Source organism: Pseudomonas entomophila (genome assembly GCF_013523125.1).
Classification (GTDB): Bacteria; Pseudomonadota; Gammaproteobacteria; order Pseudomonadales; family Pseudomonadaceae; genus Aquipseudomonas; species Aquipseudomonas entomophila_B.
On sequence record NZ_JAAMQJ010000006.1, the window covers coordinates 24,942 to 47,300 of the forward strand.

The window sequence follows — 22,359 nt, forward strand, 5'->3', positions numbered from 1 at the left end:
CCTGTCGATCGAACGCCTGTGGATCAGGCGATCAGGTCTTTCGGCTCGCTGTTGCCCAAGCGTTCGCGCTGGTAGCTGCCGTCCTGAACGTGGCGGCACCAATCCAGGTTGTCCAGGTACCACTGCACGGTCTTGCGCAATCCACTCTCGAATGTTTCACGTGGAACCCATCCCAATTCGCGTTCGATCTTGCTGGCGTCGATGGCGTAGCGCTGGTCGTGGCCGGGACGATCCTTGACGAAGGTGATGAGGTCGGCGTACTGGGCCAGCCCGGCAGGACGCTGCGGCGCGAGCTCTTCGAGCAGTGCGCAGATGCCGCGCACCACGTCGATGTTCTTCTGCTCGTTGTGGCCGCCGATGTTGTAGGTCTCGCCGACCTGGCCTTCGCTCACCACCTTGAACAGGGCGCGTGCATGGTCTTCGACGAACAGCCAGTCGCGCACCTGCAAGCCATCGCCATACACCGGCAGCGGCTTGCCTTCTAGCGCGTTGAGGATGACCAGCGGGATGAGCTTTTCCGGAAAGTGGTAAGGGCCGTAGTTGTTCGAGCAGTTGGTCAGCAGCACGGGCAGGCCGTAGGTGCGGTGCCAGGCGCGGACCAGATGGTCCGAGGCCGCCTTGCTGGCCGAGTAGGGCGAGCTGGGGGCGTAGGGCGTGGTTTCGGTGAACAGGTCGTCCACACCGTGCAGGTCGCCATAGACCTCGTCGGTGGAGATGTGGTGGAAGCGGAAGGCCGCGCGTTCCGTCTCTGGCAGCGCCGACCAGTAGCCGCGCACGGCTTCGAGCAGGCTGTAGGTGCCGACGATGTTGGTCTGGATGAACGCCGAGGGCCCATCGATGGAGCGGTCGACGTGGGACTCGGCTGCCAGGTGCATGACGGCGTGGGGCTGGAAGCGCTCGAGGACCTGGCTGACCGCCGCCTGGTCGACGATGTCGGCCTGCACGAACTCGTAACGCGTGTCGGTGGCGATGCTGCTCAACGACTCCAGGTTGCCGGCATAGGTCAGCTTGTCGAGGTTCAGCACGTCATGGGACGTGTCGTTGATCAGGTGACGGACCAGGGCCGATCCGATGAAGCCTGCGCCGCCGGTGATGAGAATTCGCATAGGAGTGCTGCCTTGCCTGACTGTCGGTTCGTGATAGGGCATGAGGGTCGTCGTTCGGCGCGCATTATTCAAGGCTGGCGCATGCAGACGACGCTTCACGGTGCGACAGCATGCGATACCAGAGGCCTGGATAAGTTCTGCTGGCCGATTTTAATCGGCAATCGACACAAATTTTAGGCGAGTTAAGGTGTCTGTTCGCTTCCAGACTCGATAAATATCGACTATAAAGACAGCGTCTGTCACGGTATGCTCGACGACGTATTCGCGTCGTCTTGGTCCGTTCACTTCACCCATTCGGCCTGGCCCCTGGCCGCCCTTGAAGAGGTTACCCATGAAGACCCTCACCACCACCCCCCGTGCCGACGGCTTCCACATGCCGGCCGAATGGGCACCGCAGAGCCAAGTCTGGATGATCTGGCCGGAGCGTCCCGACAACTGGCGCCTGGGCGGCAAGGCGGCGCAGGCTGCGCACATCACCTTGGCCAAGGCCATCGCCCGCTTCGAGCCGGTCACGGTCGGGGTGTCCGCCGGCCAGTACGAGAATGCCCGCAGCCGCCTGGACCTGCCCAACATCCGCGTGGTCGAGCTGAGCAGCGACGACGCCTGGGTGCGTGACACCGGTCCGACCTTCGTCATCGACGACCACGGTGAGGTGCGCGGCGTGCACTGGGACTTCAACGCCTGGGGTGGCTTCGAAGGCGGCCTGTACGCGCCCTGGAACCGTGACCAGGCCGTGGGCGTCAAGGTGCTGGAGATGGAGCGTTGCCAGCGCTACCACACCGAAGGCTTCGTGCTCGAGGGCGGTTCGATCCACGTGGACGGCGAGGGCACGCTGATCACCACCGAAGAGTGCCTGCTCAACCGCAACCGCAACCCGCACCTGGACCGCGCGCAGATCGAAGCGATCCTGCGCGATCACCTGGCGGTGGACACCATCGTCTGGCTGCCCGAAGGGCTGTACAACGACGAGACCGACGGGCACGTCGACAACTTCTGCTGCTACGTGCGCCCAGGCGAAGTGCTGCTGGCCTGGACCGACGACCCGCAGGACCCGAACTACGGCCGCTGCCGCGCCGCCCTCGAGGTGTTGAACGCCAGCCGCGACGCCAAGGGCCGTGAGTTCCTCGTGCACAAGATGCCCATCCCCGCGCCGCTGTACGCGACACAAGAGGAATGCGACGGCGTCGACCAGATCGCCGGCAGCCAGGAGCGCAACCCCTCGGTTCGTCTGGCCGGTTCCTACGTCAACTTCCTCATCGTCAACGGCGGCATCATCGCCCCGAGCTTCGACGACCCGATGGACGCCGAGGCGCGTGCCCTGCTGACCAGGCTGTTCCCCGATCACGAAGTGGTCATGATTCCTGGTCGCGAACTATTGCTGGGCGGCGGTAACATCCACTGCCTGACCCAACAGCAACCGGCGCCTTACAAGGGCTGAGTCATAAGCGGCAAGCGGCAAGCTGATCGTGTGAGGGCAGCCATCAGCGCTTCCCCCAACCTCAGTGGTACAGACAATCGCGGTCCGTGTGGCGACCCCTGCCGGGGCGGCCGCAATGGACCGCGAAGCGCTTCCTCCTTCAGCCCTACCGTCTTTCTATCTCTCCTCACCCCCAATCGCCCACGCTCTTAGCTTGCAGCTTGCAGCTTGCAGCTTGCAGCTTGCAGCTTGCAGCTTGCAGCTTGCAGCTTGCAGCTTGCAGCTTGCAGCTTGCAGCTTGCAGCTTGCAGCTTGCAGCTTGCAGCTTGCAGCTTGCACTCTCAGACCCTTCCTACATCCCTCTCAGAAAAAACAGATTGCACCGATCCCGCCGGTATCTGCGCGTAATTTCTCTGCTAAGCCCCCAACCTTTGGTTATAACGCTCTGTTTTTCACGTTTTTTTGACATCTTCGCTTCGGCGCGGCTAGGATGCCGCGTCCGCCTGTTGGCCCTTACCGGTCTTTGGTCGTACGAGCGCCTGCCATCTCCGGCGAGCGCCGCCCGTCCAGACCTGTAACGCGTCGAACCTACGAAGGGGCGTCAGGCCCGGCGTTTCGTCGACAGCGCGTTTTTGATTCGTTACAAGGAAAACAACATGTTCAAAACCAGGATCAGCCTCATCGCCGTGGCACTGATGGCCGCGACCCAGGCCCAGGCCAATGATCAGGCCGCCAGCAACGGCTTCATCGAAGACAGCAGCGCCAGCGTGCTGCTGCGCAACGCCTACATCCACCGCGACAAGAAGCACGGCGCCTCGAACCAGGCCGAATGGGGCCAGGGCTTCATCGGCACCTTCGCGTCGGGCTTCACCCAGGGCACCGTGGGCGTCGGCGTCGATGCCTTCGGTCTGTACGCCCTGCGCCTGGACGGCGGCAAGGGCCGCAATGGCGGTGCGGGTGTCGACTTCTTCAAGCCGAGCGATGGCGAGCCGACCAACTCCCCGCACAACCTGGCGCGCGCCGGTGCGGCGATCAAGTTCCGCGTGTCCAACACCGTGCTCAAGTACGGTGACATGATGCCGTCGCTGCCGGTCCTGCAATACGACGATTCGCGCCTGCTGCCGGAAAGCTTCGCCGGCACCATGGTCACCTCCAAGGAGATCGAGGGCCTGGAGCTGAACGCCGGTCGCTTCACCCAGGAAGCGCGCAAGAGCATGGAAAGCCGCGACAGCGGCGGCCTGAAGTCGATCAACGTGCTGGGCGGCAGCTACAAGTTCACCGACAACCTGTCGGCCTCGCTGTACACCTCGGACATCGAGGACGTGCTGAAGAAGCACTACCTGGGCGTGAACTACGTGCACCCGATCGCCGACGACCAGGCGCTGACCCTGGACTTCAACGGCTACAAGACCAGCATCGACAGCCAGTACGAGCGTGAAGCCGGCCTGACTGGCGACTCCAACACCATCTGGAGCCTGGCCGCGACCTACGCGTACGGCCCGCACTCGTTCACCCTGGCGCACCAGCGCAGCACCGGCAGCACCGGCTACAACTACGGCTGGTACCAGAACCGTGGCGGCGTCGGCGACGGCGGCTCGACCATCTACCTGGCCAACTCCTACTGGTCCGACTTCAACGCCGAGGACGAGCGCTCCTGGCAGGTCGCCTACGGCCTGGACTTCAGCGCTTATGGCGTGCCAGGCCTGAGCTACAAGGTCGCCTACGTGCGGGGTGACAACATCAACACCCACGGCTTCGGCGAAGGCAAGGAGCGCGAGCTGTTCAACCAGGTGCGCTACGTCGTTCAGGAAGGCCCGGCCAAGGACCTCTCGGTCAAGCTGCGCAGCTCGATCCTGCGTACCTCCAACAGCGTGCGCCAGAACGGCTACAACGACGACGGCAACGAAGTGCGCGTGTTCGTCGAATACCCGATCAGCATTCTCTGATCCGCTGGCCGGGGTGGTGTGCAGCCTTGCGGCACACCACCCCGGCCGCACCGACGTCTCTTCGGCGCCCAGCCGCGTCCAGCGCGGCCATCGAAGAGACACCGGGTAGCGAACGCCAAGGGCCGTTCAGGGCCTTGCGCGATACCTCCTCTCGATCACGCCTCACACCTCCCGCTCGACCGGCAAGCTCACCGTCGCCTGCAACCCTCCACCTTCCCGGTTCGTCAGCGTCAACCGCCCGCCATGACTCGCCGCGATCCGCTCGGCGATGCTCAACCCCAAGCCATACCCGCCATGGGCGCGATTGCGCGAGCCTTCACCCCGCACGAACGGCTCGACGATGCTCGCCAGCTGGGCCGGATCGATGCCTGGCCCGCGATCTTCCACGTGCACGTGCACCCAGCCCGCTTCACGCTCCAGGCGGATACTGACCTCACGGCCATAGCGCAGGGCATTGGTGATCAGGTTCTGCAGGCAGCGCTGCATCATCAGCGCGTCCACGTCCACAGCCCCGACGCTGCCTTGCACCGGCAAGGGTTCATCGGCACTGCCCAGGTCGGCGCAGACCCGGCTCACCAGGCGATCCAGGGCCACGACCTGCAGGTTCTGCTGCTCGCCGGCCTGCAGGTAATCGAGCACCTGGCCGATCATGCCGTCCATCTGCGCGACGTTCTGGCGCAAGCGGTCCTTGTCCGTGCCCTCGGGCAGACGCTCGAGACGCAGGCGCATGCGGGTCAGGGGCGTGCGCAGGTCGTGGGAGACCGCCGCCAGGAAGTAGGCCTTGTCGTGGATCATGCCCACCAGCCGCTGCTGCATGGCATTGAACGCCTGGGCCGCCTGACGCACTTCATGGGGCCCGTCCAGCGGCAGCGGTGGTTGCGCCAGGTTCTGGCCCAGCCCGTGTGCCGCGTCGCTCAGCCGTTGCAGCGGCCGCAGGCACAGACGCACCGCGATCAGACAGACCAACAGCACGGCGATGATCCGCAGGACATAGACGCGCAGCAGGTAGTCGCCGATCAGCACCCAGGCCGACTCGCCGCTCCAGCCTTGCAGCTCGCGGCCCTCGACGATCAGCCAGTGCCCATCTGGCAGCCCTACGGCGAAGCGCAGGTGCGCCTGGGCCGTGCGCAGGCCGAACAGGCTGTGCCAGACCACCGGTCGTCCCTGTTCGTCGATCAGTTCGCCGAGCAACAAGCGGACTGCCCGTGGCTGGCCCGACTCGTAGGTGAGCGCCTGGTCGAGCAGCAGCTCGATCCGATGCCGACCGGGCCGATCATCGTGGCGCGTGGCAGGCAGCCGATCGGCACAGCGCACCCGATAGCGCGGCGGCACCTGGGCGCTGGGTACGTGGCAGTCGGCCTGGGCGATGAGCGGAGCGGTCCGCGCTGCCATTAGCCGCACCGGCGCCTCCAGCACCTGGGCGAAGCGCACGTCGAACCAGATGCTGCTGGACATCAACTGCACCACCAGGGTGCCGCTGACCATGATCAGCAACAACTGACCGAACAGGGTCCGCGGCCACAGACGGCGAAGCAGGGCAGGGACGGCCATCTCAGCTGGCCGCGGCGGCGCGCGCGATGCTCAGCAGGTAACCTTCATTGCGGATGGTCAGGATCTGCACGCGGCTGCCCGGCAGGCGTTGCAGGTGTTGACGCAAGCGGCTGACGCACATGTCCACCGAACGGTCCTCGGGCAGATGATCGCGACCGAAGGCGCTGCGCGTCAGCAGGTCCCGCGAGACCACGCGCTCGCTGGCCTCCAGCAGTTCACGCAGCACCCGATGGTCGGAGCGCGGCAAGGTCAGGGTGGTGCCATCCGGGAAGGTCAGCAGGCGCTTGACCGAGTCCAGCCGATGCCCGGCGAAGGCCTGCACCGTGTCGTCCTGCGGCTCGGCGCTTTCGAGCCGCTGCGGGCGGCGCAGCACGGCCTTGATGCGGGCGATCAGCTCACGGGGCTCGAAGGGCTTGGCCAGGTAATCGTCGGCGCCGACTTCCAGCCCGACGATGCGGTCCAGGGTGCTGCCCTTGGCCGACAGCATGATCACCGCCAGCCCCGGGTGCGCCTGCAACTGCCGACACAGGCTCAGGCCGTCTTCGCCCGGCAGCATCAGGTCCAGCACCACCAGGTCGACCTTGTGCTGCGCCAGGCGGGCGCGCATCTGCGTGCCGTCGGCCGCTTCGATCACGGTGTAGCCGGCCTCGCTGAGGTAATCGCAGAGCAGTTCGCGGATCTCGTCGTCATCGTCGACGACCAGCAGGGTGGCATTCATGGGTAACGGCCTCGTTGGAAAATGCTGGCGCTCGTTACGTTCGATTACATCCCCGTACAAGCTCGTCATGGAGCCCGAGAGCCGCATTCGTAGAATCCTACCAAAAAATCATCTGCGAATACGACGCTTTCCCAATGACATCACCGAACCGCACCCCTGCTTTCTCCTTCATCGGCCGGGGCGGCAGCCGCCTGACCCCGTTGGCCGCCTGCATTGCCCTGAGCCTCAGCCACGGTGCATGGGCCGCCGATGTCCAGCCGCTGCAACTGGACGCCACCCAGATCGAAGACAGCGCCCTGATGTCCGACGAGGCCGGCCAGATCGGCTACACCGTCGAATCCACGCGCAGCTCCACGGGCCTGGACCTCACGCCCCGGCAGACCCCGCAGTCGGTCACCACCATCACCCGCCAGCAGATGGACGACCGGCAGATCCAGAGCATCGAGCAAGCCCTGGACACCACCCCCGGCGTCACCGCCAGCAAGGCCGAGGTCGGCGGGCGCACCGACTACCGCGCGCGCGGCTACTCCATCAGCAACTGGAAGGTCGATGGCCTGCAGTTCCAGGGCGGTTCGGACTTCAATGGCGGCGGCAACGCGCTGAACATGGACCTGTACGAGCGCATCGACATCGTGCGCGGCGCCAACGGCCTGCTGGGCGGCACGGGCGACCCGTCGGCCACGGTCGACCTGATCCGCAAGACCCCGACCCGCACCTTCGGCGGCAGCGCCTACGCCACCTACGGCAGCTGGGACAAGCGCCGCCTGGGCGCCGACCTGAACCTGCCACTGTCCGAGGACGGTCGCCTGCGCTCGCGCTTCGTGATGACCCAGCAGGAGGCCGACTCCTTCCGCGATCACCAGTCCGACCGCAGCCGTGCCGCCCTGGCCACCTTCGCCTTCGACCTGGACGAGGCCACCACCCTCGGCGCCGGCTTCCAGTACGAGTACAACAAGGTCGTCGGGGGCGGCTGGGGCGCGAACATCCCGATCTGGTACGCCAACGGTCACAAGACCGACCTGCCGCGCAGCACCAACGTGGTGCCCAGCTGGAGCTTCGGCGAATACACCACCCGCACCACCTTCGGCTCGGTGCAGCACCGCTTCGACAACGACTGGAGCCTGGACCTGCGCCTGGCCCAGAGCAGCAGCGACGCGCTCAACCACCGTGGCCTGGCCAAGGTCAATTCGGCCGGCCGTGGCCGTTTCGGCGGGTACTGGAACGAGGACGGCAGCGGGGCGGTGCTCAACGGCCTGCACAGCTCGACCGACACCACCCAGCAGTCCGCGCAGATCGACCTGGACGGCCCGTTCCAGCTGTTCGGCCGCACCCACCAGGCCATGGTCGGCTACAACGACAGCCGTACCGTCGCCTGGTCGCCCCAGTACAGCTGCACCCTGGTCGGTGGCGACCGCATCAGCGCGCCCTCGGTGGGTTGCCAGTTCCGCGCCAACAACGGCTTCCCGGTCAGCAACTGGTACGACGGCGTGGACGACGACTTCGCCATGCTGACCTCCAAGACCGGCCTGCACAGCAAGACCACCACCCGCCTGCAAGGCCTGTACGCCGCCACCCGCCTGAGCCTCACCGACCCGCTGTCGGTCATCCTCGGCGTGCGCAGCAGCGACTACAGCGCCGTCACCCGCAGCACCGCCGGCGTGCGCAGCAGCCAGCAAGAACACGGCATCGTCACCCCCTACCTGGGCGTGGTGTACGACCTCGATGACACCTACTCGTTGTACGCCAGCTATACCGACATCTTCACCCCCCAGAGCGCCGAAACCAGCACCGGCGGCAAGGTCGAGCCGATCCGCGGACAGAGCTACGAAACCGGCTTGAAGGGCGAATGGTTCGACGGCCGCCTGAACGCCTCGGCGGCATACTTCCGCACCAAGCAGGAAAACAAGGCCGTGACCGACGGCGACCTGCTGACCCCGACCGGCGACACCGCCTACACCGCCGGCACCGGCCAGGAAACCGACGGCATCGACCTGGAACTCGCCGGCGCCCTGACCCCGAACTGGAACGTCTACGCCGGCTACACCTACCTGCACTTCCGCCGCGTCGACAGCGACGGGCGCAGCGATCCGTCGCACCTGTTCAAAGCGTCCACTACCTACCGCCTGTCCGGCCCGCTCGAGCGCTTGACGCTGGGGGCTGGGGTGACGGCGCAGAGCAACATTCGTGCATTGTCTTCGCCAGCGGGGCAGCCGGTGAATGGGGTGAGCAGTGGGTCGACCGATGTAAACTGGTCGGGGTATGCGATCTGGAACGCCATGGCCAAGTACCAGGTAACGGATGAGACGGCGGTGAGCGTTAACGTCAATAACCTGTTCGACAAGCATTACTACACGCGGTATGGGTTCTATGCGGGGGCGATTTATGGGGATCCGCGGAGTATGGCGGTGACGGTGAGTACGGCGTTTTGAGGTGAAGTCGGGGTGGGCGTTTGGGGCCTGCTCAGGGGCTAAGCTGTGGGCTCGCTAAAACACCTTCAGCTTTGCCTGCGCTATCTCATCCACAGGTCGGCGTGAAACCGCCGATCTGTGGGAGCCAGCTTGCTGGCGATGAGGGCTGTGAAGGCTGTGAAGAATCAGGCTGCTGCAATGGCAGCCAAGCATCCTATAAAGCGCTGCTCAGAAAGCATACGCTCAGGTCTTGAAGGGCAATGACCATTTCTTGAGGACGTTTCCATGGCATGGATAAGTGTATGGGTCGATGACGAGCTGAAAATGCGTGCTGACAAAGAGCTGGAGAAGCTTGGTGTCACGCCGGCGGAGCTGATGCGTCAAGCGCTTCAGTACGTAGCCGAGCATGGGCATCTGCCTTCCAATGCAGTGCTTGTGACAGATGAAGACGAAGCACTGTTGGCCAAGGTGCGTGAGCGGTTGACGCATCCACAACGAGTGGAGGTTTCGCTGGATAACCTATAGTTTTGAATTCGATTCACGTGCCCTCAAGGAGTGGCGAAAGCTTGGGAGTACGGTAAGGCAACAGTTGAAAAAGAAGCTCTCTCCTGACGGTTGCATACATCGACTGCATCGACATCGGGCATTGTGCAGTACCTATGGGCATTCTTCCCTACTTCCGCGCCGCGCTGTCGTGCAGAGAACATGACGATAGCTGACAGGATTCGAGACTTTATTGCTGATCGATTTTAGGGCCGCTTTGCGGCCCATCGCGGCACTGGGGCCGCTCCCACACGGACCGCGATTGCCTGTACCACCGCGGCGGGTGTAAGAGCGGCCCCTGTGCCGCGATTGGGCTTGAAAGGCCCACATCTGCACTTAGCAGAACCCGTGGAATCTCCCACATGGATCGCGATTGCCTGTACCACTGCGGCGTGAGCGGCCTCTGCCAGGGTGCCAGGCCGTCCGTGATCGGGTCCGCAGGGCCCATATTCATGCTTGGCAGAAATGATGAAATCTCCTACAAGGGCCGCGATTGCCTCTACCACTGCGTCGGGTGCAAGTGGCCTTACCAGGGCGCCGGACCGGCCGTGATTAGTCCAGCAAGGGTCACAAAATCCTGTCCTATGAGAGGCGGTTTGTCGGCGATAAGGTTAGAACGGGTAACACCTGGCAGCCGTACCTACCCAAGCACGTTGGCGTCGAGGAAATTATTTCAATGTGAACCTGGATAAGGCAGGCGTGACGTGAGCTTTTGCAATGCCGGAAACAAAAAAGGCCCACCGTTCGGTGAGCCTTTTGAGTACTGCGTATGGTGCCGGCACCAGGAGTCGAACCCGGGACCTACTGATTACAAGTCAGTTGCTCTACCAGCTGAGCTATACCGGCCTAGGGGCGCATTATAGCGATCGATTCGCCGGTGTAAACCACTTCCGTGCGTTTAATCACGTAATCGCTAAGTCACCGTCCACAAACGGGATTTTCCTACCCGCCTCAGCGCGTCGAGGCCGGGTTGAAGAACAGCTTGTGGTTGTCGCACCCGCCTTTGCGGCACCGGTCGGTGCGAGGCTCCAAGGGCAGGCCGCGGTCGCCGCCGAGCTGCATCGTCGGCATGTCCCAGTCGATGGACGCATGAGGGCGGGCCGGGCTGGCGCAAGCGGCGAGCAGGGCGAAGGTGGCGAGGGCAAAGAGCGTTTTCAACTGAGTCACGGGCTTAGCTTCTGGGATCAGGGGTTCTAGAGGGCGGCTATCATACTGCCGTCAGCGTCGAAGCTGAATGCTCCAAATGTATGAAAGTGGTACAGAGATGCCCCGATCTTGGCCGTTCAAGGCCATCTGGGCAGGTTTTCGCCCCCCCCATCGAGCAGGCTCGGGAATAAACGGCGAAACGCTTATTCACAATCTGTGTGCCAAGTTGGACAGGTTTTCAGATCGTTTGGAAATTACCCAAGCTCAATCCGAAAGCCCCCATTTCGCGGGCCATGAGCGCCATCATTGGGTTATGAAGGACGCTTGAGACACACGCACGTGTTCCGATTACGCACCCTTTATCACAGGCTTGTACACAGACTTATCCACAGGTTGTTCCTGACGTTCAGCCAGGATGAGCACGTTTCGGGGCGTCAACGCATAGTCACAAAATACCCCGACCCGTACGTCGTACCCGTGCTCGCGCAGGTACAGCGCCCGGTCGAGCACCAACCACAGCTCCAGCGGCCGGCGGAATAGGTGGCGTACCCGTTCCAGGTTGCGTACCTGCGCCAGGCGCTGCCAACCCCTGGCCTCCAGATCCCTCCAGTTCACGGTGCCTTGCACGGTAAGCCCTTTGAGCTGCGCCAGGTCCCGGCAGTAGGTTTCGAACGGTTTCTCCAGCCAGGCGACCGGCAACGACGGCGTGGGCAGGTAGTCATCGACGCCGCGCTGCTGGCGCTGCAACAGGTCGAAGCCCAACCGTCGTGCCATGGAGGCGTCACGCTGGCGCCGCGTGCGGGCGCCAGCGGTGACGGCTTCGCTCAGGGGCAGGCCGAGATCGTCGAGGGACAGGTGCAGCGACGAGGCGCGTGCTGCCTGGGACACGGGGCTGTACTGCTCGCCGGCGATGCGGTTGTAGCAGCAGGGCGCCACGGCGATCTGCGGGCAGCCGCGCTGGCTGGCCAGGTGCAGCAGGCGCACGTGCAGGTCGCCACAGGCATGCAGTGCCACGGGGCTGAGGTGGTCGTCGAGTCGGTCGGCGCAGTCGACGGCCATGACGTCCTGGCGCAGGTGCCGGGCGGGCAGGTGATGGTGATCGCTGAGGGCCTGGCCGGCGTCCACCAGCGCGGCGTCGTACTCCAGGCAGGTCAGGCGCTGGCCGGGTTGCAACAGGCGACGGCCGAGGTGGCCCTTGCCGGCGCACCAGTCCAGCCAATGCTCGGGCGTGCGTGCATAGGTCAGGCAACGGCCGAACGCTTCGATCTGCGCCCACTTGCGGCCGGGTACGCCGGTGGACTGGCGATGACCGGCGGCGGCGAGTTCGCCCTGGGGCAACGGCCCTACGGCCGCGAGGTGCTGCGCCTCCCCGGCCAGCGCAGGAAAGGGCATCGGCAGCGTCGCCGGGTCGGGCGTCCGTTCGGCCTCGTCCAGCGAGCGCTCGCGCAGCCAGGCCGCCAGGGCCGGGTGCTCATGCTCCCAGGCCAACACCGGCTCGGTGAAGGGCCGAGGGCGCCAAAGGCCTCGATGGGTGATCAGGAAACGATCGAGCGCCTGGAAGCGCTCGTCGAGCAGGTCGCCGTGCAGGTAGGAGGTCGGGGTCATGATGATCGCAGGACGCGGGGCCGTTGCCAGCCCCGTGCTCGGTGGCTCAGCGGCCCTGGCTGGCGTCGACGCGCAGCCAGCGCTCGAGCAGCTTGAAGCACTGCACCAGCAGGAAGGAGATCAGCAGGTAGAACACGCCGGCGGCGAAGAAGATCTCCACCGGCAGGTAGGTGCGGGCGATGATGGTCCGGGCCATGCCGGTCAGTTCGAGCAGGGTCACGGTGCTGGCCAGGGCGCTGGCCTTGAGCATCAGGATCACTTCGTTGCTGTAGGCCGGCAGGCCGATGCGTGCGGCACGCGGCAGCATGATGTAGAACAGCGCCTTGCCACGGGACATGCCCAGGGCGCGGGCCGCTTCGATCTCGCCCCGGGGGATGGCCTGCAGGGCACCGCGCAGGATCTCGGCGATGTAGGCGGCGGTGTGCAGGGTCATGGTCAGCACCGTGCACCAGAACGGATCGCGCAGGTAGGGCCACAGCGAGCTGCTGCGCACTGCATCGAACTGCGCCAGGCCGTAGTAGACCAGGAACAGCTGTACCAGCAGCGGGGTGCCGCGGAAAAAGAAGATGTAGCCGAAGGGCAGGGCGCGCACGTACCAGCTGCGCGAAGAGCGGGCGATGCCCAGCGGGATGGCCAGGATCAGCCCGGCGATGACCGCGATGGCCACCAGCTCCAGGGTCAGGGTCGCACCCTGGGCCAGGCGTGGCAGCCACTTGATGATGACGTCCCAGTTCATGCGTTGTCCCTCGCGAAGCCGCGAGCGGCGCGTTTTTCCAGCAGGTGCATGCCGGTCATGGCGATGACGGTCAGGCCCAGGTAGATGAAGGCGGCGACCATGTAGAAGGTGAAGGGCTCCTTGCTCACGGTCACGGCGATCTGCGCGTGGCGCATGATTTCTTCCAGGCCGATGACCGAAACCAGGGCGGTGTCCTTCATCAGGATCATGAACAGGTTGCCCAGGCCCGGCAGCGCCACGCGCCACATCTGCGGCAGGACGATGCGCGACAGGATGCGGCCACGGGACAGGCCCAGCGCCAGGCCGGCCTCACGGTGCCCCTTGGGGATGGCCAGGATCGCGCCGCGGAACACCTCGGTGGCGTAGGCGCCGAAGCACAGGCCCAGGGCGATCACCCCGGCGGCGAAGGCGTCGAGCTCGAGGCCGGGCAGGTTCAGGGCCTCGCCCAGGCGGTTCATCAGGCTCACGGTGCCGAAGTAGATCAGCAGGACCCAGAGCAGTTCGGGAATGCCGCGAACCAGGGTGGAATAGGTGCCGCCCAGCCATTGCAGTGGCTTGATCGGAGAGGTCTTGGCCAGCGCGCCGAGCAGCCCGAGGACCAGCCCCAGCAGCAGGGCGCACAGCGCCAGTTTTACGGTCATCAGTGCGCCGGCCGCCAGGGCCGGACCGAATCCGTGCAGGTCGATAGTCATGGGTAGGTGCATTCAAGGGACGGGCGCCGCGCAGGGGCGGCGCCGGTCGGGGTGACTCAGTAGATGCTGAACGGGAAGTACTTGTCGTTGATCTTCTTGTACGTGCCGTCGGCGACGATTTCTTTCAGGGCGGCGTTCAGCTGAGTGCGCAACGCGTCGTCACCCTTGCGCACGGCGATGCCGATCTTGTCGCTCTCGACCACGGGCTCGCCCTTGAACTCGTAGTTCTGGCCGTCCTTGCTCTTGAGCCACTCGTAGTTGACGTACTTGTCGGCCAGGATGCCGTCGATGCGGCCGGACACCAGGTCCAGGTAGGCGTTTTCCTGGGTGTCGTACAGCTTGATGTCGATGTCGCTGCCGTAGTTGTCTTCCAGCCAGGTGCCGGCCAGGGTCGCGCGCTGGGTGCCGATGGACTTGCCCTTCAGGTAGTCCTTGTCGGTCTTGAAGTCGACGTTCTTCGGCGCGATGAACTGCAGCTTGTTGGAGTAGTAGGGGTCGGTGAAGTCGACCGCCTGCTTGCGCTCGTCGGTGATCGACAGCGACGACACCAGGAAGTCGAACTTCTTGGCGTTCAAGGCCGGGATGATGCCGTCCCAGTCGGAGGTGACCACGTCGCACTCGACCTTCATCTTGGCGCACAGGGCGTCGCCGATGTCCCGGTCGAAACCGACCACGTTGCCGCTGGCGTCCTTGTTGTTGAAGGGTGGGTAGGCGGCTTCGATCCCCATGCGCAGCTTTTCGGCGGCCATCGCATTGGCAGAGAACACCAGCGTGGCGGCAGCGGCCAGGAGGAATTTCTTGTAAGTCTGCATGTGTTGCTCCGTTAGCTGTGACTGGACATGAACTGCTTGCAGCGCGCCGAGGCCGGGTTTTCGAAGACCTGCTGCGGCGTTCCTTGCTCTTCGACCAGGCCCTGGTGCAGGAAGACCACCTCGCTCGACACCTGACGGGCAAAACCCATCTCGTGGGTGACCAGCAGCATGGTACGGCCTTCCTCGGCCAGGGCACGGATGACGCTAAGCACTTCCTGGACCATTTCCGGATCGAGGGCCGAGGTCGGCTCGTCGAACAGGATGACCTTGGGCTTCATGGCCAGTGTACGGGCAATCGCCGCCCGTTGTTGCTGACCCCCGGAGAGCTGTGCCGGATAGGCGTGACGCTTGTCGTGAATGCCGACCTTGGCCAGCAGCGCTTCGGCGTGCTCGATGGCCTCGGCCTTGCTCTGGCCCAGCACGCGGCGTGGCGCCTCGATGAGGTTGTCGAGGATCGACATGTGCGGCCAGAGGTTGAAGTTCTGGAAGACGAAGCCGATCTCGCTGCGCAGGCGATTGATCTGGCGGTTGTCGGCGGCGATCAGCTCGCCGTTCTTGACCGGCTTGAGCTTGAGTTCTTCGCCGGCGACGAGGATCTGCCCGGCGTGAGGGTTTTCCAGCAGGTTGATGCAGCGCAGGAGCGTGGACTTGCCTGAGCCGGACGAACCGAGGATCGAGATCACGTCACCATCGCGTGCGGTGAGCGAAATGCCCTTGAGAATCTCCTGCTCGCCGTAGCGTTTGTGCAGGTTGCGGATTTCAAGCGCGGGCGTGGCCTGGGCCATGTGCGGTCCTCATGTCTTCGAGTGCGTTCCCAGCTTATTGGCGGCCTTCCTGGCGAGCGCCAAGCTAGCATAGCGGCTTCATGACAGCCACCGGGTCGCGGTTTGCTTCAGGGGACGCCAGGTCAGGTTGTCGCATCGTCACAGAAGACTGTCGCGAGGATGTCTGCCTGGCTGCTCGTCCGTGATGAAGCCTTTGATGAAAAAAAGGCGCGATGGTGCCAGTTTTGAGGCGATGAGGGAAGCCGCGCCCGACGGGGTAGTACCTTTTCAGCGGCCCCTGGCTAACGGGTTGTACCTAGGTTGCGCCTGCGCTGCGCTGTCAAGGTGCACGAGTGTTACCTAGGCCCACCTTTGGTGCAGTTGTAAATGAGTATTTCAGTAAAACCGGGTTTGACGGGGGATTTGGCGGGCTTTCGGTCACATCGTGGCCAAAAGGCCTGTAAGCCTTGTTTTACGGGGTTGTGCGAAATATCCGACACCCTGTGTGCTGTCATGGCGCACTTATTGCCAGTCGATGGGCATGGTGCGCAATGCGGCACCGATTCAAGGACCGACAGGTACGCCGCATTCGCAGACGTTCACCCTTCACAAAAGGTGCTTTCATGAGCGGTAGCCACAATTCCAACGACCTCGCTCAGGGGCTCAAACAACGGCATGTGACCATGCTGTCCATCGCGGGCGTCATCGGTGCCGGCCTGTTCGTCGGTTCGGGCCACGCCATCGCCGAAGCAGGCCCTGCCGTCCTGCTGGCCTATGCCGCCGCCGGTACCCTGGTGGTGCTGGTGATGCGCATGCTGGCCGAAATGGCCATCGCCTCGCCCGACACCGGCTCATTCTCCACCTACGCCGACCGTGCCATCGGCCATTGGGCCGGGTTCACCATCGGCTGGTTGTACTGGTGGTTCTGGGTGCTGGTGATCCCGCTGGAGGCCAACGCCGCCGCCGCGATCCTGCACGCCTGGTTCCCGGCCGTGGACCTGTGGGCCTTTTCCCTGATCATCACCCTGGCGCTGACCGTCACCAACCTGTTCAGCGTGAAGAACTACGGTGAGTTCGAGTTCTGGTTCGCCCTGCTCAAGGTGCTGGCCATCGTCGCCTTCATCGTGGTCGGCTGCGTGGCCATGTTCGGCCTGGTGCCGGGCAGCCAGGTCAGCGGCGTCAGTCATCTGTTCGACACCCAAGGCTTCATGCCCAATGGCCTGGGCGCCGTGCTGGCGGCCATGCTGACCACCATGTTCTCGTTCATGGGCACCGAGATCGTCACCATCGCAGCGGCCGAGTCGAAGGATCCAGGCAAGCAGATCACCAAGGCGACCAACTCGGTGATCTGGCGGATCTGCCTGTTCTACCTGGTGTCGATCTTCCTGGTCGTGGCCCTGGTGCCATGGAACAGCCCAGAGCTGGCCAGCACCGGTTCCTACCAGACCGTGCTGAACCTGATCGGCGTGCCGAATGCCAAGCTGATCGTCGACATCGTCGTGCTGATCGCGGTGACCAGCTGCCTGAACTCGGCGCTATACACCTCCTCGCGCATGCTGTTCTCCCTGGCCAAGCGCGGCGACGCGCCAGCCGTGGCCCAGCGCACCAGCAAGGCCGGCACACCGCACTGGGCCGTGCTGATGTCGACCGCCGCCGCCTTCCTGACCGTGTTCGCCAACTTCCTCGCGCCGGCAGCAGTGTTCGAGTTCCTGCTGGCCAGCTCGGGCGCGATCGCGCTGCTGGTGTACCTGGTGATCGCCGTGTCGCAGCTGCGCATGCGTCGTCAGCGTGAAGCGAACGGTGAAGCGATCGCTTTCAAGATGTGGCTGTTCCCGGGCCTGACCTGGGCGACCATCGTCTTCATCGTCGGCGTGCTGGGGGTGATGGCGATCCGTCCGGACCACCGTGCCGAGATCGTCGCGACCGCGCTGCTGAGCATTGGCGTGGTGGCGGCGGGGCTGCTGGTACAGCGTCGTCGCAAGGCGCAGGGTCTGGGCAATGGCCGCGTGGCGCTGGATCACTGAGTAGGAGGTGGGGGCGGGCCCAGTCGCAGCCTAAGGGTCACCCCAGTCTGGACTGCATCTGGTCTGACAGGTTGGCGCAGTACCTTGTGGGGCTTGCCCGCGATGGCGTCCGGTCCATCACCGCCTGCATCGCGGGCAAGCCCGCTCCCACAGGCCCGGTTCTGATGTCTAAGCGGTATTTCTGCCAGACGTTTGACCTGAACGAAAAAGGCCTCGCTCCTGACTGGAGCGAGGCCTTTTTCATGGTTGGGCTTTGATGCCCTCAGCCGAACTGCTTCTGCTGTTGCTGCTGCTTGGCGACCGCCTCGGAGGCTGCGATGTATGCCTCTTGGAATTCATCGCTCTCCAGCCAGGCCATGGTGGTGTCTTCGTCGGCGCCGTCGAGCCAGTCGCGGTAGGCGGTGAAGACCAGCACGATGTAGTCGGTGGCGTGTTCTTCCTTGTGGCCCTTGAGCACCAGGGCCAGCAGCGGGTCGACCAGGAACACCGAGATCATCGGCACCAGGCCGCCTTCCTGGGCCTGCTTCATGCGGGCGAACAGGTCGTCGTAGCTGCCCGAGTCCTTGGCCTTGTTGAAGACCTGCTCGACGCTGGTGCTCTCGCCGCTGCTTGCCTTGACCGACTGGCCGCTGCGAACCATGCGGTTCTGCTTGGCTTTGCTGGCGGCGCGCTTGGCGCGTTTCTGTTGTTTGGTGTTGGAGGCCATGGGTGCGGTCCTTGGGTTGGGGAGGGGCGACAGGCTGGGTTGGCTGGCTGGGGCTGCTGGGCAGCCTATCGCGGCCGGTCCGGCGCCCCGGCAGGGGCCGCTACAGGGGAGGCGGCGTCGATCTGGCAGAGGGCGTTGCGTTACGCCTCTGGAAGCCGCCTCGATCCTTCAAGCACTACCACCCGCCCAACAAAAAACCCCTGAACCTTTCGATTCAGGGGTTTCGGAGTTTGGTGCCCAGAGACGGAGTCGAACCGCCGACACGAGGATTTTCAATCCTCTGCTCTACCGACTGAGCTATCTGGGCAACGGGGCGCATTAAAAAGCTTTTTCAGGTTTCGGTCAAGCGTCTTTTGAAAATTTTTTAAATTAATTCCGTCGCTTACGGTTTTCCGGCTCATTCGCTGGGCGGAACGTACCCTTCGGCCTTGGCGTAGTCCTCGCCCGAGAAGAACTTGTCCATCTCGCCCTGGAGGTACTTGCGGTCCTCGGCGTTCATCATGTTCAGGCGCTTCTCGTTGATCAGCATGGTCTGTTCTTTCTGCCAATCGGCCCAGGCCTTCTGCGAGATGTGGTCGAAGATGTCCTGGCCCTTGGCCCCCGGGTAGGGCGGACGCTCCAGGCCTGGCAGTTCCTCGTTGTACTTGCGGCACAGCACGGTGCGGGTCATGGCGACTCTCCTGCGTTCAATTCATCGGCCGCGCGGTGCAAGAGCTTCTTGACCGGGGCGGCAAGGCCCAGGCGCGGCGGGGTGGCGAGGTTATACCAGAGCCAGTCGGCCTCGACCACGGGCGCGGCGCGGGTGTCGACCCGTACCTGCCAGGGGGCGATGGCCAGCTGGAAATGGCTGAAGGTGTGGGTCAGGCCGGGCAGCGCGCGCTGGCTGAGCACGTGCAGGCCATGCTGGGCGGCGAGGTCCTCGATCTGCTCGACCTGCTCCAGTTCCGGCAGGCTCCACAGGCCGCCCCACAGACCGCTCGAGGGGCGCCGGTAGAGCAGGATCTCGCCGGCCTCGTTGGTCAGCAGCGGCATCACCGCTTGGCGTTGCGGCAGGGTCTTGCGCGGCTTGGGTTCGGGGAAGCGGGTTTCCAGGCCCAGCAAGTGCGCTTCGCAGCCGGCCTGCAACGGGCAGATCAGGCAGGTCGGCTTGCTGCGGGTGCACACCGTCGCGCCCAGGTCCATCATCGCCTGGGTGTAGTGATTGACCCGGGTGAGCGGGGTGTACAGCTCGGCAGCGTTCCACAGCGCATTGGCCACCTTCGGCTCGCCGGGGTAGCCCTGTTGCGCGATGAAGCGGGCCAGCACGCGCTTGACGTTGCCGTCCAGGATCGGCGCGCGTAGGCCCATGCTGATGCTGGCGATGGCGCCGGCGGTGGAGCGGCCGATGCCGGGCAGCTCGGTCAGCTCGGCCACGCTGCGGGGGAATTCGCCGCCGTGCTGCTCGACGACGATCTTCGCGGCCTTCTGCAGGTTGCGGGCGCGGGTGTAGTAACCCAGCCCCGTCCACAGGTGCAGCACCTCGTCTTCCGGTGCCTCGGCCAGGTCGCGCACGGTCGGCAGCGCCGCCATGAAGCGGTCGAAGTAGTTGAGCACGGTGCTGACCTGGGTCTGCTGCAACATGATTTCCGACACCCACACCCGGTACGGGTTGATGTCCTGCTGCCAGGGCAGGTTGTGGCGGCCGTGCCGGTCGAACCAGGTCAGCACGGCGCTGGAGAACTGCTGGGAATTCATCGTTTGAACAGGCCCTTGAGCGCGTCTTTGAGCTCGGGACTGACCTTGTCACCCAGCTTTTCGTCGATCTTCTCGTTGAGTGTGTCGTTGAGGCGGTTACCCGCCAGTTTGGCGGCGACCTGGCCCAGGCCGTCCTTGTCCAGGCGACAGGCCTTGGCGCCCAGCTCCAGCGGGCCACGGCAGCGCAGGGGCAGCTCGACACCCACGTAGCGTTCGTTGACCTGGCAGGCCGGGTCGGGCATGGCGCGCTGGTCGCCTTCGACGATGACGCCGATACGGTAGTCCATGCCCAGCACGCGCAGGTCCAGGTCGCCATGACCGTTCACGGTCAGGCCCGGAATGCGCGCCTTGAGGTCGGGGTTGCTGGCCACGCCGTTGCGGATCGCCAGGCTGCCGCGCAGCTCCTGGAACGGTGTGTCCTTGCCGCGTGGTTCGCCGCTGAGCGACTTGCGGTTGAGGGTGGCGATGGCCTGGCACAGCTGCTGTTCGAGGTTGGCCTCGACCAGTACGCCGTTGGCGATGCTGAAGTTGGCCTTGCCGTTGAGCGTGTCGATCAGCGCCTTCTGGCTGTTGCCGCTGGCGGTCAGGTCGCTGGCCAGGGTCAGCTGACCCTTGACCGGCGGCGCCTTCTGCGGATCGTCGGTCTTGATGAAGTGCTCCACCGGCACGTTGTCGATGCGGGTGTTGATGCCGAGCTGCGGCACGGCCGGGCGCGCGTCGAGGGTGCCGGTGACGGCGAAGCGGCCGTTGTACAGGTTGCCGCGCAGGCCTTGCAACGTGATCAGGCCGCCCTGGCCGCTGGCCTTGAGGCTGGCGTCGTCGATCGGCAGCGTGTCCAGGGTCAGTTTCCCGAAGGCCAGGTCGGCTTGCAGGTCCAGGATGCGCACGCGCTCCAGGGGCAGCAGCGGATCGGTGCTCCAGGCCTGCTGGGTGGGCTTGTCCGGCAATGTCGTGGTGCCGGCACCGGCCACGGCGGAAGCTTCCTGCTGGTTGACCTCGGCTTGGCGGGCAGCCTTGGCGCCCTTGGCCGCTTCACTCTTGGCCGGCAGGTAGCGATCGGCGTCGAGTGCATCGGCGTTCAACTGCACGCGCAGGGCCTGACGCGCGAAGTCCTCGACCGCCAGGCGGCCGGTGAAGGTGCTGTCGTCGAGCTTCAGGTTGAGGCCTTCGAGGGCCAGGCTGTTGGGGGTGGCGTCCAGGCGCCCGACCAGTTCGAGCTTGCCGAACGCGGCCGGGTCGCCCGTGGCCGGCAGCGGATGGCCGATGCCGTCGAGGAAGGTGCGCAGGTTGAACTGGGCGATGGACAGCGTGCCGGTGACGTGGGGCGCCGTGTCCAGGCCACTGACGTCCAGCTCGCCCAGGGCGCGCAGCTGGTTGGCCGACACCTTCAGGCTGCTCCAGGCCGCCGTGTGGGCGGCCATGTCGACCAGCAGTTGTCCCTGGGCGGCGAACGTCAGGGTCTTGCCGGCCAGCGGTTCACCGGCGGTTTCGCCGGACAAGCGCATGTCTTCGAGGGTGTAGCGCTGGCGCGTGCGGTCGAAGCGTGCCTGCCCGGTCAGCTCGGCACGCACCTTGAGGTTCGGCTGGCCGACGCTGAGGAAGCCCGACGCCTTGAGCGGGATGTTGATACCTTCGTGCACGGCATCGGTGCTGACCTGAATGCTTTCGGCCTCGAAGGTCTGCCCGGTGGTGGCGTCGGAGTAGTGCACCCGTGCGTTGTTGACGGTCAGGCTGTCGATGTCGAGCTTGAGTGCGCGCTCGTTGCCCTCGCGGGCGGCAGGTGCGTCCTTATCGTCAGCCGGGGGCGTGGCACCAGGCGAGGCCGGGGCCGTGGCGTCGGCCACCGGTTTGCCGATGTCTTCCCAGTTGCCATGACCCTGGACGTCACGCGCCAGCGTCAGGTTCAGGCCTTCGATGCGCACGTCGCTCATCTGCACCTCGCGGCGCAGCAGCGGCAGCACGCGGACCGACAGGCCGAGCATCTGCAGGTCGGCAAAGGGCGTCTTCGGGTTCTGCAGGGTGGCGACGCTGGCCTGATGCAATTCCAGGCCCAGCCAGGGGAACAGGCTCCAGCCGATGTCGCCGTCGAGGGTCAGTTCGACGTGGGCCTTGTCGCGGGCCAGCTGGCGAATCTCGTCTTTGTAGTCGTTGGGATCGAAGAGGTGGGTCAGGGCGAATCCCAGAGCCACGATGATCAGCAGCAACCCGAGGAGCACCAGCCCCAGGATTTTGCCAAAGGCTTTCATGGGCGAGTCCTTTGTAGTCCAATTTCTGAATAGGGCGACCGCCGAGTATAACGCCGCCGCTCCCAGACCTGAGTGTCCGACAAGACATATGGGGTATTTCATGCACTTTTTGTCGGCTTTGGCGACAGCCAGGTCCATCGTCGTCCTTTCATGCAGGAACGTGCGGTCGACGTGACGCAAAGCGGCGCATGCGTCAATGATGGCA

The 22,359-nt window shown here is 64.6% G+C and carries 18 protein-coding genes, 2 tRNA genes and 1 pseudogene; 6 read left to right on the forward strand and 15 right to left on the reverse strand.

Annotation, left to right across the window (positions count from 1 at the left end; genetic code table 11):
- Nucleotides 1-23 precede the first annotated feature (23 nt).
- Nucleotides 24-1,106 (reverse strand): dTDP-glucose 4,6-dehydratase, encoded by a 1,083-nt coding sequence (gene rfbB / locus G7007_RS05385; protein ID WP_181099684.1) that lies wholly within the window; start codon nucleotides 1,104-1,106, stop codon nucleotides 24-26.
- Between the two features lie 331 nt (nucleotides 1,107-1,437).
- Between rfbB and aguA the strand changes: the two genes are divergently transcribed.
- Both aguA and G7007_RS05395 read left to right on the forward strand, forming a co-directional pair.
- A complete protein-coding gene (aguA, locus tag G7007_RS05390; RefSeq protein WP_181099686.1) occupies nucleotides 1,438-2,544 on the forward strand; it encodes an agmatine deiminase in 1,107 nt (368 codons plus the stop codon).
- A 635-nt stretch (nucleotides 2,545-3,179) separates the two neighbouring features.
- Nucleotides 3,180-4,469 (forward strand): OprD family porin, encoded by a 1,290-nt coding sequence (locus tag G7007_RS05395; RefSeq protein ID WP_181099688.1) that lies wholly within the window; start codon nucleotides 3,180-3,182, stop codon nucleotides 4,467-4,469.
- A gap of 162 nt (nucleotides 4,470-4,631) precedes the next feature.
- On the opposite strand, the gene G7007_RS05400 is transcribed toward G7007_RS05395, so the two are convergent.
- A complete protein-coding gene (locus G7007_RS05400) occupies nucleotides 4,632-6,020 on the reverse strand; it encodes an ATP-binding protein (protein WP_181099690.1) in 1,389 nt (462 codons plus the stop codon).
- 1 nt (nucleotide 6,021) lies between these two features.
- Nucleotides 6,022-6,738: a response regulator gene (locus tag G7007_RS05405; protein ID WP_181099692.1), complete on the reverse strand. Its 717-nt coding sequence runs from the start codon at nucleotides 6,736-6,738 to the stop codon at nucleotides 6,022-6,024.
- 134 nt (nucleotides 6,739-6,872) lie between these two features.
- On the opposite strand from G7007_RS05405, the gene G7007_RS05410 reads away from it, so the two are divergent.
- The 3 genes and pseudogenes from G7007_RS05410 to G7007_RS05420 form a co-directional block, all read left to right on the forward strand.
- Entirely contained in the window at nucleotides 6,873-9,167 is a 2,295-nt protein-coding gene (locus G7007_RS05410; protein WP_181099694.1) for a TonB-dependent siderophore receptor, read from the forward strand.
- A 264-nt stretch (nucleotides 9,168-9,431) separates the two neighbouring features.
- On the forward strand, nucleotides 9,432-9,671 hold the full coding sequence (locus tag G7007_RS05415) for a type II toxin-antitoxin system RelB/DinJ family antitoxin (protein ID WP_181099696.1): 240 nt from the start codon (nucleotides 9,432-9,434) through the stop codon (nucleotides 9,669-9,671).
- Nucleotides 9,661-9,750 (forward strand): annotated as a pseudogene (locus tag G7007_RS05420) (type II toxin-antitoxin system RelE family toxin); the annotation flags it as partial. The gene G7007_RS05415 and the pseudogene G7007_RS05420, both read left to right, overlap by 11 nt.
- A gap of 709 nt (nucleotides 9,751-10,459) precedes the next feature.
- Here the strand turns inward: G7007_RS05420 and G7007_RS05425 are convergent.
- From G7007_RS05425 to G7007_RS05455, 7 genes are all read right to left on the reverse strand, one after another.
- A tRNA-Thr gene (locus tag G7007_RS05425) sits at nucleotides 10,460-10,535 on the reverse strand.
- A gap of 105 nt (nucleotides 10,536-10,640) precedes the next feature.
- On the reverse strand, nucleotides 10,641-10,856 hold the full coding sequence (locus tag G7007_RS05430) for a hypothetical protein (protein ID WP_181099698.1): 216 nt from the start codon (nucleotides 10,854-10,856) through the stop codon (nucleotides 10,641-10,643).
- Between the two features lie 327 nt (nucleotides 10,857-11,183).
- Complete coding sequence (locus G7007_RS05435; RefSeq protein ID WP_181099700.1) at nucleotides 11,184-12,440, reverse strand: methyltransferase; 1,257 nt, start codon at nucleotides 12,438-12,440, stop codon at nucleotides 11,184-11,186.
- Between the two features lie 46 nt (nucleotides 12,441-12,486).
- The gene (locus tag G7007_RS05440; RefSeq protein ID WP_060392157.1) at nucleotides 12,487-13,176 is read right to left on the reverse strand and encodes an ABC transporter permease; all 690 of its coding nucleotides are present in this window, start codon (nucleotides 13,174-13,176) and stop codon (nucleotides 12,487-12,489) included.
- Complete coding sequence (locus G7007_RS05445) at nucleotides 13,173-13,868, reverse strand: ABC transporter permease (RefSeq protein ID WP_181099702.1); 696 nt, start codon at nucleotides 13,866-13,868, stop codon at nucleotides 13,173-13,175. Before G7007_RS05445 ends, G7007_RS05440 begins: the two co-directional genes overlap by 4 nt.
- 56 nt (nucleotides 13,869-13,924) lie before the next feature.
- Nucleotides 13,925-14,680 (reverse strand): ABC transporter substrate-binding protein, encoded by a 756-nt coding sequence (locus G7007_RS05450; protein ID WP_181099704.1) that lies wholly within the window; start codon nucleotides 14,678-14,680, stop codon nucleotides 13,925-13,927.
- Between the two features lie 11 nt (nucleotides 14,681-14,691).
- Nucleotides 14,692-15,465 carry an ABC transporter ATP-binding protein gene (locus G7007_RS05455; RefSeq protein ID WP_181092744.1) on the reverse strand — a complete coding sequence of 258 codons (774 nt, stop codon included), beginning with the start codon at nucleotides 15,463-15,465 and terminating at the stop codon, nucleotides 14,692-14,694.
- Nucleotides 15,466-16,067: 602 nt separating this feature from the next.
- On the opposite strand from G7007_RS05455, the gene gabP reads away from it, so the two are divergent.
- Nucleotides 16,068-17,468, forward strand: a complete 1,401-nt coding sequence (gene gabP, locus G7007_RS05460; protein WP_181099706.1) for a GABA permease — start codon at nucleotides 16,068-16,070, stop codon at nucleotides 17,466-17,468.
- Between the two features lie 262 nt (nucleotides 17,469-17,730).
- Here gabP and G7007_RS05465 read toward each other — a convergent pair whose 3' ends face one another.
- The 5 genes from G7007_RS05465 to G7007_RS05485 form a co-directional block, all read right to left on the reverse strand.
- On the reverse strand, nucleotides 17,731-18,174 hold the full coding sequence (locus G7007_RS05465; RefSeq protein ID WP_144940928.1) for a hypothetical protein: 444 nt from the start codon (nucleotides 18,172-18,174) through the stop codon (nucleotides 17,731-17,733).
- Nucleotides 18,175-18,405: 231 nt separating this feature from the next.
- Nucleotides 18,406-18,481 (reverse strand) — tRNA-Phe (locus G7007_RS05470).
- Between the two features lie 90 nt (nucleotides 18,482-18,571).
- Nucleotides 18,572-18,844, reverse strand: coding sequence for an oxidative damage protection protein (locus tag G7007_RS05475; protein ID WP_181099708.1), 273 nt, complete (start codon nucleotides 18,842-18,844; stop codon nucleotides 18,572-18,574).
- Nucleotides 18,841-19,908 carry an A/G-specific adenine glycosylase gene (gene mutY / locus G7007_RS05480; RefSeq protein ID WP_181099710.1) on the reverse strand — a complete coding sequence of 356 codons (1,068 nt, stop codon included), beginning with the start codon at nucleotides 19,906-19,908 and terminating at the stop codon, nucleotides 18,841-18,843. The genes G7007_RS05475 and mutY overlap by 4 nt, the downstream gene beginning before the upstream one ends.
- Entirely contained in the window at nucleotides 19,905-22,154 is a 2,250-nt protein-coding gene (locus G7007_RS05485) for an AsmA family protein (protein WP_181099712.1), read from the reverse strand. The genes mutY and G7007_RS05485 overlap by 4 nt, the downstream gene beginning before the upstream one ends.
- Nucleotides 22,155-22,359: the final 205 nt, after the last annotated feature.